12 protein-coding genes are annotated in these 13,976 nt (G+C 65.9%); all 12 read left to right on the top strand.

Translation table 11 applies throughout. The annotated features are described in order from the left end of the window. Positions 1–119 precede the first annotated feature (119 nt). The 12 genes from LGM42_RS26420 (at position 120) to rsmG (ending at position 13,956) form a co-directional block, all read left to right on the top strand. Positions 120–899, top strand: a complete 780-nt coding sequence (locus LGM42_RS26420; protein WP_006477266.1) for an ABC transporter ATP-binding protein — start codon at positions 120–122, stop codon at positions 897–899. Then, complete coding sequence (locus tag LGM42_RS26415; RefSeq protein ID WP_059580474.1) at positions 896–1,651, top strand: ABC transporter ATP-binding protein; 756 nt, start codon at positions 896–898, stop codon at positions 1,649–1,651. Before LGM42_RS26420 ends, LGM42_RS26415 begins: the two co-directional genes overlap by 4 nt. A gap of 76 nt (positions 1,652–1,727) precedes the next feature. Continuing rightward, positions 1,728–2,927: an ABC transporter substrate-binding protein gene (locus tag LGM42_RS26410; protein WP_226233739.1), complete on the top strand. Its 1,200-nt coding sequence runs from the start codon at positions 1,728–1,730 to the stop codon at positions 2,925–2,927. 128 nt (positions 2,928–3,055) lie between these two features. Continuing rightward, positions 3,056–3,940 (top strand): branched-chain amino acid ABC transporter permease, encoded by an 885-nt coding sequence (locus LGM42_RS26405; RefSeq protein WP_059580692.1) that lies wholly within the window; start codon positions 3,056–3,058, stop codon positions 3,938–3,940. After that, positions 3,940–4,917: a branched-chain amino acid ABC transporter permease gene (locus LGM42_RS26400; RefSeq protein ID WP_059580695.1), complete on the top strand. Its 978-nt coding sequence runs from the start codon at positions 3,940–3,942 to the stop codon at positions 4,915–4,917. Before LGM42_RS26405 ends, LGM42_RS26400 begins: the two co-directional genes overlap by 1 nt. A 770-nt stretch (positions 4,918–5,687) precedes the next feature. Beyond that, positions 5,688–5,888: a hypothetical protein gene (locus LGM42_RS26395; protein WP_226233737.1), complete on the top strand. Its 201-nt coding sequence runs from the start codon at positions 5,688–5,690 to the stop codon at positions 5,886–5,888. 80 nt (positions 5,889–5,968) lie between these two features. Next, positions 5,969–7,126: an ABC transporter substrate-binding protein gene (locus LGM42_RS26390; protein WP_059580480.1), complete on the top strand. Its 1,158-nt coding sequence runs from the start codon at positions 5,969–5,971 to the stop codon at positions 7,124–7,126. 199 nt (positions 7,127–7,325) lie between these two features. Further along, entirely contained in the window at positions 7,326–8,381 is a 1,056-nt protein-coding gene (locus LGM42_RS26385) for a branched-chain amino acid ABC transporter permease (protein WP_060966452.1), read from the top strand. Between the two features lie 4 nt (positions 8,382–8,385). Next, positions 8,386–10,170 carry an ABC transporter permease subunit gene (locus LGM42_RS26380; RefSeq protein ID WP_099315912.1) on the top strand — a complete coding sequence of 595 codons (1,785 nt, stop codon included), beginning with the start codon at positions 8,386–8,388 and terminating at the stop codon, positions 10,168–10,170. Continuing rightward, entirely contained in the window at positions 10,170–10,925 is a 756-nt protein-coding gene (locus tag LGM42_RS26375; RefSeq protein WP_059580489.1) for an ABC transporter ATP-binding protein, read from the top strand. Before LGM42_RS26380 ends, LGM42_RS26375 begins: the two co-directional genes overlap by 1 nt. Before the next feature lie 377 nt (positions 10,926–11,302). After that, complete coding sequence (mnmG, locus tag LGM42_RS26370) at positions 11,303–13,273, top strand: tRNA uridine-5-carboxymethylaminomethyl(34) synthesis enzyme MnmG (RefSeq protein WP_060310242.1); 1,971 nt, start codon at positions 11,303–11,305, stop codon at positions 13,271–13,273. Further along, the gene (gene rsmG / locus LGM42_RS26365; RefSeq protein WP_226233735.1) at positions 13,270–13,956 is read left to right on the top strand and encodes a 16S rRNA (guanine(527)-N(7))-methyltransferase RsmG; all 687 of its coding nucleotides are present in this window, start codon (positions 13,270–13,272) and stop codon (positions 13,954–13,956) included. Before mnmG ends, rsmG begins: the two co-directional genes overlap by 4 nt. Positions 13,957–13,976: the final 20 nt, after the last annotated feature.

Genomic DNA, 13,976 nt, shown 5'->3' with positions numbered 1-13,976 from the left:
GGAGACCACCCTCGAGGCGTACCACGGCGCCCGGGGGCAGCCGGCTGATCCGCTGACCTGTTCGCGGCCGCTTGCGCCAGGCTTCCCGGTGCTTCGCCTGACTTCGTACGGAAGGGAACATGATTCTCGGCGACACGATTCTGGAAACACGCGGACTGACGAAGGAATTCAGGGGCTTCACCGCCGTGAACGGCGTCAACCTGCGTGTGCGGCGCGGTGCGATCCATGCACTGATCGGGCCGAACGGCGCGGGCAAGACCACCTGTTTCAACCTCCTCACCAAATTCCTGACGCCGACGGCCGGCCAGATCGTCTTCAACGGCATCGACATCACCGACGAGCGGCCCGCGCAGGTCGCGCGGCGCGGCATCATCCGCTCGTTCCAGATCTCGGCCGTGTTCCCGCACCTGACCGCGTTGCAGAACGTGCGCATCGGCCTGCAGCGCGCGCTCGGCACCGAATTCCATTTCTGGCGCAGCGAACGCACGCTGAAGCGGCTCGACGATCGCGCGATGGATCTGCTCACGCAGGTCGGCCTCACCGATTTCGCGCACGTGCCGACCGTCGAACTCGCGTACGGCCGCAAGCGCGCGCTCGAGATCGCGACGACGCTCGCGATGGAGCCCGAGCTGATGCTGCTCGACGAGCCCACGCAGGGCATGGGCCACGAGGACGTCGACCGCGTGACCGCGCTGATCAAGAAGGTCGCGAGCGGCCGCACGATCCTGATGGTCGAGCACAACATGAACGTGATCGCGGGGATCTCCGACACGATCACCGTCCTGCAACGCGGCGAGGTGCTGGCCGAAGGCTCGTATGCGGAAGTGTCGAAGAATCCGCTCGTCATCGAGGCGTACATGGGCAGCGCCGACGCGGCGCTCGCGGGGGCGCACGCATGAAGCACAGCGAACGGGAGGAACGCGAATTGAGCGGCGTCGAGAGCGGTACGCCTGCGCTGGAGATCACGGGCCTGGAGGCCTGGTACGGGGAATCCCACATCCTGCATGGCGTCGACCTGACCGTGCATCGCGGCGAGGTCGTCACGCTGCTCGGTCGCAACGGCGCGGGCCGTACGACGACGCTGCGCGCGATCATGGGCCTCACGGGCCGCCGCAGCGGGTCGATCAAGGTCGCCGGCCACGAGACGATCGGCCTCGCGACGCATCGCATCGCGCATTACGGCATCGGCTACTGCCCGGAGGAGCGCGGGATCTTCTCGAGCCTGTCGTGCGAGGAGAACCTGATGCTGCCGCCGCTGATCGGGCCGCGCGAGCATGCGATGTCGCTCGACGAGATCTACGCGATGTTCCCGAACCTCGCGTCGCGCCGGCAGAGCCAGGGCACGCGGCTGTCGGGCGGCGAGCAGCAGATGCTCGCGGTCGCGCGGATCCTGCGCACCGGCGCGAACCTGCTGCTGCTCGACGAGATTTCCGAAGGCCTCGCGCCGGTGATCGTGCAGGCGCTCGCGCGAATGATCGTCGCGCTGAAGGCGCGCGGCTACACGATCGTGATGGTCGAACAGAATTTCCGCTTCGCCGCGCCGCTCGCCGACCGCTTCTACGTGATGGAGCACGGCAGCATCGTCGAGCATTTCCGCGCAGCCGAACTGGAAAGCAAGATGCCGACCCTGCACGACCTGCTCGGTGTGTGACGCCCCCCGTTTCCCTTGCCGCTGGCCGTGGCGGCCCTCGAACAACCACAACGCATCAGAACAACAGGAGACGTCAATGAAAATGAAGACCCTCGCACAGGCCTGTCTCGCGCTCGCGAGCGCCGCGTTCACCGCCGGCGCCGCCCACGCGGCGGATACCGTGAAGATCGGCTTCATCACCGACATGTCGGGGCTTTACGCGGATATCGACGGGCAGGGCGGTCTCGAGGCGATCCGCATGGCGGTCGCGGACTTCGGCGGCAAGGTGCTCGGCAAGCCGATCGAGGTCGTCTATGCCGATCACCAGAACAAGGCCGACATCGCCGCGTCGAAGGCGCGCGAATGGATGGACCGCGGCGGGCTCGACCTGCTGGTCGGCGGCACGAACTCGGCCACCGCGCTGTCGATGAACCAGGTCGCGGCCGAGAAGAAGAAGGTCTACATCAACATCGGCGCGGGCGCCGACACGCTGACCAACGAGCAGTGCACGCCGTACACGGTCCACTACGCGTACGACACGATGGCGCTCGCGAAAGGCACCGGCTCGGCGGTGGTGAAGCAGGGCGGCAAGACGTGGTTCTTCCTGACGGCCGACTACGCGTTCGGCAAGGCGCTCGAGAAGAACACGTCGGACGTCGTGAAGGCGAACGGCGGCCAGGTGCTCGGCGCGGTGCGCCACCCGCTGTCCGCGTCGGATTTCTCGTCGTTCCTGCTGCAGGCGCAATCGTCGAAGGCGCAGATCCTCGGCCTCGCGAACGCGGGCGGCGACACGATCAACTCGATCAAGGCCGCGAAGGAATTCGGCATCATGAAGACGATGAGGCTCGCCGCGCTGCTGATGTTCATCGACGACGTGCACAGCCTCGGCCTCGAAACGACGCAGGGCCTCGTGCTGACCGACAGCTGGTACTGGAACCGCGATGCGGCATCGCGCCAGTGGGCGCAGCGCTACTTCGGCAAGATGAAGAAGATGCCGTCGAGCCTGCAGGCGGCCGACTACTCGTCGGTGACGACGTACCTGAAGGCCGTGCAGGCCGCCGGCACGACCGATTCCGACAAGGTGATGGCCGAGCTGAAGAAGATCAAGATCAGCGACTTCTACGCGAAGGGCTACATCCGCCAGGACGGCAGCATGATCCACGACATGTACCTGATGGAAGTGAAGAAGCCGTCGGAATCGAAGGAGCCGTGGGACTACTACAAGGTGCTCGCGACGATTCCGGGCGAACAGGCGTTCGGCACCAAGCAGGAGACGCGCTGCGCGTTGTGGAAGTAGGCATCGCGTAGCGGCGCGCACGGGCGCGTCGCACGGTGGCGGCTGCAGCGACGTGCCCGCTGCGCCGCCGGCATGCGCGCTGCATGAAAGTTGCGTGCGCAACGAAACTCATTCTGACGGCTAAGTCGATGGAAATCTTTGGCATTCCGTTGCCGGCGATGCTGAGCCAGTTGCTGCTCGGGCTCGTCAACGGCTCGTTCTACGCGATCCTGAGCCTCGGGCTCGCGGTGATCTTCGGGCTGCTCAACGTGATCAACTTCGCGCACGGCGCGCTGTTCATGCTGGGCGCGATGCTCGCGTGGATGGGCCTGTCGTATCTCGCGCTGCCGTACTGGGCGATGCTCGTGCTGGCGCCGCTGATCGTCGGCGTGTTCGGGATCGCGATCGAGCGCTCGATGCTGCGCTGGCTGTACAAGCTCGATCACCTGTACGGGCTGCTGCTCACGTTCGGGCTCACGCTGGTCGTCGAAGGCGTGTTCCGGTCGATCTACGGATCGTCGGGTCAGCCGTACGACGTGCCGTCGCAGCTGTCCGGCGCGACCAATCTCGGCTTCATGTTCCTGCCGAACTATCGCGCCTGGGTGGTCGTCGCGTCGCTCGCGGTGTGCCTCGCGACGTGGTTCGTGATCGAGAAGACGCGGCTCGGCGCGTACTTGCGCGCGGGCACCGAGAACCCGAAGCTCGTCGAGGCGTTCGGCGTGAACGTGCCGATGATGATCACGCTCACCTACGGCTTCGGCGTCGCGCTCGCGGCGTTCGCGGGCGTGCTGGCCGCGCCGGTGATCCAGGTGTCGCCGCTGATGGGCCAGCCGATGATCATCACCGTGTTCGCGGTGGTCGTGATCGGCGGGATGGGCTCGATCCTCGGCTCGATCGTCACGGGCCTGCTGCTCGGCGTGATCGAGGGCTTCACGCGCGTGTTCTATCCCGAAGCATCGGCCACCGTCGTGTTCGTGATCATGGCGATCGTGCTGCTGTTCCGCCCGGCGGGCCTCTTCGGCAAGGAAAAATGATGCAGAGAAAAGTGCTCTACGGCGTGCTGCTCGCCGCACTGCTCGCCGCGCCGTTCATCGGCGCGTATCCGGTGTTCGTGATGAAGGTGCTCGCGTTCGCGCTGTTCGCGGCCGCGTTCAACCTGCTGATCGGCTATACGGGGCTGCTGTCGTTCGGCCATGCGATGTTTCTCGCGACGGCCGGCTATGCGACCGGCTATTCGATGCAGACGCTCGGTTTCACGCCGGAACTCGGCGTGCTGGTCGGCACGGTCGCCGCGACGCTGCTCGGGCTCGTCGTCGGGCTGTTCGCGATCCGCCGGCAGGGCATCTACTTCGCGATGATCACGCTCGCGTTCGCGCAGATGGTCTACTTCATCTATCTGCAGGCGCCGTTCACGCACGGCGAGGATGGCCTGCAGGGCGTGCCGCGCGGCCGTCTGTTCGGGCTGCTCGACCTGTCGAACGACGTCGCGCTGTACTACGTCGTGCTGGCGGTGGTCGTGGCCGCATGCGCGTTTATCGTGCGGGTCGTCCATTCGCCGTTCGGCCAGGTGCTCGTCGCCATCAAGGAGAACGAAGCGCGTGCGATCTCGCTCGGCTACGACACCGACCGCTTCAAGCTGCTTGCGTTCATCCTGTCGGCCGCGCTCGCGGGGCTGGCCGGTTCGCTGAAGGTGCTGGTGCTCGGCTTCGAGACGCTGTCGGACGCGTACTGGACGATGTCGGGCCTCGTCGTGCTGATGACGCTCGTCGGCGGGATGGGCACGCTGTTCGGGCCGCTCCTGGGCGCCGCGCTGATCGTCGCGCTGGAAGACCGGCTCGGCGACATCGGCGAATGGCTCGCGTCGACGACGGGCGTCGCGTGGTTCCATTCGCTCGGCGAATCGGCGACGATCGTCACCGGACTGATCTTCATCGCATGCGTGCTCGCGTTCCGGCGCGGCATCGTCGGCGAGATGGTCGCGCGGATCAAGCCGCTCAGGGCGACGTCGTGAGCGTGCCGTGCGCGTCGCCGCGCGTTGATGCGCAGCACCATCCGGCCCGCCCGGAAAGGGCGGCGCGGCGGCTGGGGCCTGCACCGCGCGGCACGCTGGTGCCCCATTTTCGTGCGGCGATGCACCATAGGGGTAAATGCTAAGTTGTCGTGGTGCTTAAGCCTCTTTAAGATTCAACCTAGTTCTGATGCACCGCGAAACGAATTTGCAGGTGGAGAACGAGGAGACAATCGAGGCACAAAGTGCCCGGACCCTAAAGCGCTGTTGGACGGAATCCAACAGCGCTTTTTCATTTGCGTGCACGGATTCCATCGATGGTGCATTGGCCGGCGTGACGGCCGCTTCCCGCGTTTGCGTTCGCACCGCGTCTTTTCCGCGCTTCGCGCCTCTCCGTTTTTTCTTTCCCGCGATTCGTTCGCCGACGATGCGTAATCCTGCACAGGCGCTTCGGGCTTACCCGGTTGGCGTGCGCGAAAGGCGTCCGTTACACTCGCCTTTCACCGACCGTGCGGTCGGGAAAATCGGTCGGCAGTTCTCCTACAAGCACAATGCAGAAGAGGGAGTACGGTTGGATGAGCAGCGCAGCACGGTGGATCGGGGCAGCAGAGGCGGCGGGCGCCGTTCGTGCGTCACGGGGTGCGCGACGGGGCATCGCGGCATTTCCGAGCCGCTCCGCGGCCTGTATGCGCGTCCCGGCGCCCGTGCGGGTCGTTGCACTCGCATCCGTCTCTGCATCCGTATTCGCATTCGCATGAGCGGCCGGCTGCCCGATGTTGCATCGCTCGCCGCGCGTGCCGACCATCGATGCGCGCGCAACCAGCTTCCGCACGCTTTCTCATTTCTTCGCCTTCTTCATCCTGACGACACCGCTGCTGCGCATCGTGACGGTCGAACGGCCGTTTCGATCGGCATGCGGCACATGGTGCGGCGTTTCACGGGAAAACGAGCATGGGCGCGGATGGACGAGATAATTAAGATATTAACTTGTTTGGGGACCGGGAGCCGCCCGAGCAACCGTGGTTTTTTCGAGCAGCGTTTGGAGACAACGTAAATGAAGATGAATCGATGGATGGAGGCCCTGCTTGCCGCGGGCCTCGTGTGTGCGGCGGCCACGGCGTCGGCGCAGGTCAAGATCGGCGTGACGCTGTCGGCCACCGGCCCGGCCGCGTCGCTCGGGATTCCGGAAAAGAACACGATCGCGCTGCTGCCGAAGGAAATCGCGGGCAAGAGCGTGCAGTACATCGTGCTCGACGACGCGTCCGACACGAGCCGCGCGGTGCAGAACGTGCGCAAGCTGATCGACGAGGATCACGTCGACGCGATCATCGGTTCGTCGGTCACGCCGAACTCGCTCGCGATGCTCGACCCCGTGTCGCAGGGCAAGACGCCGACGATCTCGCTCGCGGCGAGCGCGCAGATCATCGCGCCGATGGACGCGAAGCGCGCGTGGATGTTCAAGGTGCCGCAGAACGACCAGCTGATGGCCGACGCGATCGCCGGCTACATGGCGAAGCACGGCGTGAAGACGGTCGGCTTCATCGGCTTCGCCGATGCGTACGGCGACAGCTGGTACAAGACGTTCGACGCGGCGGCCGCGAAGAACGGGCTGAAGCTCGTGTCGAACGAGCGCTACAACCGCACCGACGCGTCGGTGATGGGGCAGGTGCTGAAGCTGCTGGGCGCGAACCCGGATGCGGTGCTGATCGCCGGCTCCGGCACGCCGGCGGCGCTGCCGGCCAAGACGCTGAAGGAGCGCGGCTACAAGGGCAAGGTGTACCAGACGCACGGCGTCGCGAACAACGATTTCCTGCGCGTGTGCGGCAAGGATTGCGAAGGCGAGATCCTGCCGGCCGGCCCCGTGCTCGTGACCGACCAGCTGCCCGATTCGAATCCGGTGAAGAAGCCGGCGCTCGGCTACAAGGCCGCGTACGAGAAGGCGTACGGCGCGGGTTCGCTGTCGACGTTCGGCGGCCATGCATGGGACGCGGGCCTGCTGCTCCAGCGGGCGATTCCGGAAGCGCTGAAGAAGGGCCAGCCGGGCACCGAGGCGTTCCGCGAAGCGCTGCGCGCATCGATCGAAAGCGTGAAGGATCTGCCCGTCTCGCACGGCGTGATCAACATGACGGCGACCGACCACAATGGCTTCGACACGCGTGCGCGCGTGATGGTGCAGATCGTCGACGGCAAGTGGAAGCTGCAGGCCGAGTGAGCATCACGTGAAACCGGCATGCGCGGCACGAACGGCGCCGCGCATGCCGTCGGCAGGGTGGCGCGCATGACGGCCGCACCCGTGCCGCGTGGAACCCCGGGGCCCGCCGCGTGGCGCGCGACGTGCCGATCGTGTCGCGCGCGCTCCGGCCGTTTCCGCCTTTCGTTTCTCCGCAGCATTCTCTCGATACACGAAACGTATGGATCTCTCGATTGCGGCGATCCTCGCGCAAGACGGCATCACGACCGGCGCCATTTATGCATTGTTGTCGCTGGCGCTCGTGCTGGTATTTTCCGTCACGCGGGTGATCTTCATTCCCCAGGGCGAATTCGTCGCCTACGGTGCGCTGACGCTGGCCGCGTTGCAGGCGCAGAAATTCCCCGCCACCTGCTGGCTGCTGTTCGTGATGGGCATCGCATGCTTCCTGCTCGAGGCAGGCGGCCTGATCCGGCATCGCGAACGCCGCCATCAGCTCGGCCGCACGCTCGCGACGCTCGGCAGCCGCTACGTGCTGCTGCCGCTTGCGGTGTTCGCGATCACGCGCAGCTTTGCCGCGCAGCCGATGCCGATGCTCGCGCAGATCGCGCTGACGCTCGCGATCGTCGTGCCGATGGGGCCGTTCGTCTACCGGCTCGTGTACCAGCCGATCGCCGAAGGCACGACGCTGCTGCTGCTGATCGTGTCGGTGGCCGTCCATTTCGCGATGGTCGGCCTCGGCCTCGTGATGTTCGGCGCGGAAGGCTCGCGCACCAACGGGTTCTCGGACGCGTCGCTCGCGATCGGCAGCCTGACGGTGTCGGTGCAGAGCATCCTGGTCGTCGTCACGGCGCTCGTGCTGATCGGCGCGCTCTACGTGTACTTCGGCCGCACGATCGCCGGCAAGGCGCTGCGCGCGACGTCGGTGAACCGGCTCGGTGCGCGGCTCGTCGGCATCGGCACCACCGAAGCCGGGCGGCTCGCATTCACGTTCGCGGCGGGGCTCGGCGTGCTGTCCGGGATCCTCGTCGGCCCACTGACGACGATCTACTACGACTCGGGCTTCCTGATCGGCCTGAAGGGCTTCGTCGGCGCGATCATCGGCGGGCTCGTCAGCTATCCGCTCGCGGCCGCCGGCTCGCTGCTCGTCGGCGTGCTCGAATCGTATTCGTCGTTCTGGGCGAGCGCGTACAAGGAGGTGATCGTGTTCACGCTGATCATTCCGGTGCTGCTGTGGCGCAGCTTCGTGACGCCGCATGCGGAAGAGGAAGAGGAGTGACGCGATGAAGACGATGGTACGCAACAAGGCCTTCTGGCTGTTTCTCGTGGTGCTGTTCGCGCTGCCGGTACTGCCCGGCGCGCTGCAGGTGCCCGAGTACTGGATCACGCTGCTGAACTACATCGGCCTGTATGCGATCGTCGCGATCGGGCTCGTGCTGCTGACGGGCGTCGGCGGGATGACGAGCTTCGGGCAGGCCGCGTTCGTGGGCATCGGCGCGTATGCGACCGCGTTCCTGACGACGCGGTACGGCGTGTCGCCGTGGCTCGCGCTGATCGTCGGCGTGGTGCTGACGGCGCTCGTGGCGCTCGTGCTCGGTGCCGTGACGATGCGGCTGTCCGGGCACTTCCTGCCGCTCGGCACGATCGCGTGGGGGCTCGCGCTGTTCTACCTGTTCGGCAACCTCGAACTGCTCGGCAAATACGACGGGATCAACGGGATTCCAGCGCTGAACCTGTTCGGCATCGTGCTCGAAAGCGGGCGCAGCCTGTATTTCCTGATCTGGGCCGTGGTGCTGGCCGCGATCGTGTCGGTGCAGAACCTGCTCAACAGCCGGCCCGGCCGCGCGATCCGCGCGCTGCGCGGCGGCGGCGTGATGGCCGAGGCGATGGGCGTGAATACCGCGTGGATGCGCGTCGTGATCTTCGTCTACGCGGCCGTGCTCGCGGCCGTGTCCGGCTTCCTGTATGCGCACCTGCAGCGCGCGGTGAACCCGACGCCGTTCGGCCTGAACCACGGGATCGAATTCCTGTTCATGGCCGTGGTCGGCGGTGTGTCGCACGTGTGGGGCGCGGTGCTCGGCGCGGCGATCCTGACCGTGCTGCAGGATTATCTACAGACGCTGCTGCCGAAGCTGCTCGGCTCGGAAGGCAACTTCGAGATCATCGTGTTCGGCGTGCTGATGGTGCTGCTGCTGCAGTACGCGCGCCAGGGCGTATGGCCGTTCGTCGCGAGACTGTTCCCACGCGGGCCGCGCGCGCACGTGCCGGCGCAGGCCGACCCGCTGCCGCAGCGCGCCAAGCCGGTGGCCGGCGAGCCGCTGCTCGTGGTCGACAACGCACGCAAGCAGTTCGGCGGGCTCGTGGCCGTCAACGACGTCAGCTTCGACGTGAAAGCGGGGCAGATCATCGGGCTGATCGGCCCGAACGGCGCGGGCAAGTCGACCACGTTCAACCTCGTGACCGGCGTGCTGAAGCCGACCGGCGGCGCGATCACGTTCCGCGGCGAGCGTATCGACGGGCTGACGTCGCGTCAGATCGTCCGCCGCGGCATCGGTCGCACGTTCCAGCATGTGAAGCTGCTGCCGGCGATGACGGTGCTCGAGAATGTCGCGATCGGTGCCCATCTGCGGGGTCATACGGGCGTGTGGCGCAGCATTGCTCGGCTCAATGCGCATGAGGAAGCGCAGTTGCTGGCCGAAGCGGCGCGCCAGATCCGCCGCGTCGGGCTTGAGAAGCACATGTACGACGAAGCGGGCAGCCTCGCGCTCGGCCAGCAGCGGATTCTCGAAATCGCGCGGGCGCTGTGCTGCGATCCGACGCTGCTGCTGCTCGACGAGCCGGCCGCGGGCCTGCGTTACCAGGAGAAGCAGCAACTCGCCGACCTGCTGCGGCGGCTGAAGGCAGAAGGCATGAGCGTGTTGCTCGTGGAACATGACATGGATTTCGTGATGAACCTCACCGACCGGCTGGTGGTGATGGAGTTCGGCACGCGGATCGCGGAAGGGCTGCCGCAGGATGTGCAGCAGGACCCGGCCGTGCTCGAAGCGTATCTGGGCGGGGTGGAGTGATGACGGACACGACGATGCCGATTCTCGAGGTGCGCGGGCTGGCGGTGCGGTACGGGAAGGTGGAAGCGCTGCACGGTGCGGCGATCAAGGTCGGGGCGGGGCAGATCGTCAGCGTGATCGGCCCGAACGGTGCCGGCAAATCGACGCTGCTGAACGCGATCATGGGGGCACTCCCGGTAACGGGGCACGCGTCGGGGGCGGTCGTATATCGCGGCAACGATGTTGGCGCCTTGCCGGTCGAGCAGCGCGTCGCGCGCGGGATGTGCCTCGTACCGGAAAAGCGTGAGCTGTTCAGCACGATGACGGTCGAGGACAACCTCGTGCTCGGCGCGTACCGGCGCAAGCAGGCGGGGGAAGCGAACTTCCTCGATCAGCTCGACCACGTGTTCGCGCTATTCCCGCGGCTGAAGGAGCGCCGCAGGCAGGCGGCCGGCACGCTGTCCGGCGGCGAGCGGCAGATGTTGGCGGTCGGTCGTGCGCTGATGGGCAAGCCCGACCTGCTGATGCTCGACGAACCGAGCCTCGGGCTGGCGCCGCTGATCGTGAAGGAGATCTTTCATATCATCAGCGCGTTGCGCGGCACCGGCGTGGCGACGCTACTGATCGAGCAGAACGCACGGGCGGCGTTGCAGATCTCCGACTACGGCTATGTGCTGGAGACGGGCGAGTTCGCGTTGGAAGGGGCGGCTGCCGAGCTTGCGCAGAATCCGCGGGTGATCGAGACGTATCTCGGGTTGACGAAGAAGACGGCTTGATCGCTGATGCGGTGGGGGAAACGGGCGGCGTGTTTCACGTGAAACACGCCGTTTTTGTTTGTGACGTTGGCGGGATCGGTCGCTCGGGATTGGGGGATAAGCCCGACGTAGTCGAGAGAAATACTGTGTCCTTGCCACGGACGCGGATCAGACGAACCAGCGGGGTTGTGCACATGCACGACAATGTGCGTCGAACCACGCATCACACCGCCCAAGCAGGTCCGCCACGACAAGTTGGCCCGCCCACAGCGAAAAAATCGCGGAAATGCACAGGCCCTACCATTCGGACGGCCTTCGGGCGAAAAGCGAACCCGCTATAATTCGGCCCATACATTTCTCTGATAGGTTCGTGCGCAATTCTGCGTACGGAATCCACCATGCTTTTTCCCACAGAATTTGACGTCATCGTCGTCGGTGGCGGTCATGCCGGCACGGAAGCCGCGCTGGCGTCCGCCCGCATGGGCGCAAAGACCCTGCTGCTGACCCACAACATCGAAACGCTCGGGCAGATGAGCTGCAATCCGTCGATCGGCGGCATTGGCAAGGGCCATCTGGTCAAGGAAGTCGACGCGCTGGGCGGCGCGATGGCCGCCGCGACGGACGAAAGCGGTATTCAGTTCCGGATCCTCAATTCGTCGAAGGGCCCGGCCGTGCGCGCGACGCGTGCGCAGGCCGACCGCATCCTGTACAAGGCCGCGATCCGCCATCGTCTCGAAAATCAGCCGAACCTGTGGCTGTTCCAGCAGGCCGTCGACGACCTGATGGTCGAAGGCGACCGCGTGGTCGGCGCCGTCACGCAGATCGGCATCCGTTTCCGCGCGCGCGCGGTCGTGCTGACGGCCGGTACGTTCCTCGACGGCAAGATCCACGTCGGGCTGAACAACTACACGGGCGGTCGCGCGGGCGATCCGGCGGCCGTGTCGCTGTCGTCGCGCCTGAAGGAACTGAAGCTGCCGCAGGGCCGCTTGAAGACCGGTACGCCGCCGCGTATCGACGGCCGCACGATCGACTTCTCGAAGCTCGATGAGCAGCCGGGCGACCTCGATCCGATCCCCGTGTTCTCGTTCCTGGGCCGCGCGGAGCAGCATCCGCGGCAACTGCCGTGCTGGGTCACGCATACGAACGAGCGCACGCACGACATCATTCGCGGCGGTCTCGACCGGTCGCCCATGTACACAGGCGTGATCGAAGGCGTGGGCCCGCGCTATTGCCCGTCGATCGAAGACAAGATCCACCGTTTCGCGTCGAAGGAATCTCACCAGATCTTCCTGGAGCCGGAGGGGCTGACGACCAACGAGTTCTATCCGAACGGAATCTCGACGAGCCTGCCGTTCGACGTCCAGCTCGAGCTCGTGCATTCGATGCGCGGCCTGGAAAACGCGCATATCCTGCGCCCCGGTTACGCGATCGAATACGACTACTTCGACCCGCGTGCGCTGAAGGCGTCGCTCGAGACGAAGGCGATCAACGGGCTGTTCTTTGCGGGCCAGATCAACGGTACGACCGGCTACGAAGAAGCGGCTGCGCAGGGCTTGCTGGCCGGCCTCAATGCGGGCCGCTACGTGCAGGAGAAGGATGCGTGGTGCCCGCGTCGCGACCAGGCCTATCTGGGCGTGCTGGTCGACGATCTCGTCACGCGCGGCGTGGCCGAGCCGTACCGGATGTTCACGAGCCGGGCCGAATACCGCCTGAGCCTGCGTGAAGACAATGCCGACATGCGCCTGACCGAGATTGGCCGCGAGCTGGGGCTGGTCGACGACGTCCGCTGGGACGCTTTCAGCCGGAAACGCGACGCTGTTTCACGTGAAACCGAACGCCTGAAGTCGACGTGGGTCACGCCGAAGACGCTGCCGGCGGAGGAGGCGACGGCGTTGCTCGGCAAGGCAATCGACCACGAATACAGCCTCGCGGAGCTGCTGCGTCGCCCGGGTGTCAGCTACGACGGTGTGTGCGGGCTGAAGGGCGGAGAGTGTGGCCCCGCGGAGCCGCTGACGGACGACTCGGTGCTGCTCGAGCAGATCAAGGAACAGGTCGAGATCGGCATCAAGTATCAGGGCTATATCGAGCGCCAGGCATCCGAGATCGAACGCAACGACGCGAACGAGAACACACGCCTGCCGGACGGTATCGATTATCGCGAGGTCCGTGGTTTGTCGTTCGAGGTCAGCCAGAAGCTCAACGAGTTCCGGCCGGAAACGATCGGGCAGGCGTCGCGTATCTCGGGCGTCACGCCGGCGGCAATCTCGCTGCTGATGGTGCACCTGAAGCGTCGCGGCCTGGGCCGCCGTAACGGCATGGCCGCAGAGGCCGCGGAGCAGGGGGACGGCACCGTCCCGACGCAACAATGACGGCGCGTCGCGCGCCGGCGGTTAATCGGGACGTACTGGAACAGATGCTCGTCGAAGGCACGGCGGCACTGGACCTCGCGCTGACGGATACGCAGCGCACCCAGCTACTCGACTATGTCGCGCTGCTCGGCAAGTGGAATGCGGTCTACAACCTGACCGCGATCCGCGACCCGAAGCAGATGCTGATCCAGCATATCCTCGACTCGCTTTCCATCGTCCCGCATCTGCGTGGCCGTGCGTCGGCGCGTGTGCTCGACGTCGGCTCGGGTGGCGGGCTGCCCGGTATCGTGCTGGCGATCGTCGAGCCGGGCTGGCAGGTCACGCTGAACGATATCGTGCAGAAGAAGTCGGCCTTCCAGACGCAGATGCGCGCGGAGCTGAAGCTCGCGAACCTGTCGGTCGTGACCGGCCGTGTCGAATCGCTGCGGCCGGGGGGCGAAGTGCCGGAAAAATTCGACATCATCGTATCCCGCGCTTTCGCGGATCTGTCCGACTTCGTTAAACTTGCTCGTCATCTGGTCGCGCCGGGCGGATCGATCTGGGCGATGAAGGGCGTTCACCCGGACGACGAGATTGCGCGGTTGCCGGAAGGCAGCCGCGTCAAGCAGACGATCCGGCTGGCGGTACCGATGCTCGATGCGGAGCGGCATTTGTTCGAAGTGGCCGTCGACGACGCGAATTGAAGGCGCGCGGTAGCGCGCCG

Source organism: Burkholderia sp. AU39826 (genome assembly GCF_020419965.1).
Lineage (GTDB): Bacteria > Pseudomonadota > Gammaproteobacteria > Burkholderiales > Burkholderiaceae > Burkholderia > Burkholderia semiarida.
The sequence above is the reverse complement of the archived record's forward strand: the minus strand, read 5'-3'. Positions and strand labels throughout refer to the sequence as shown.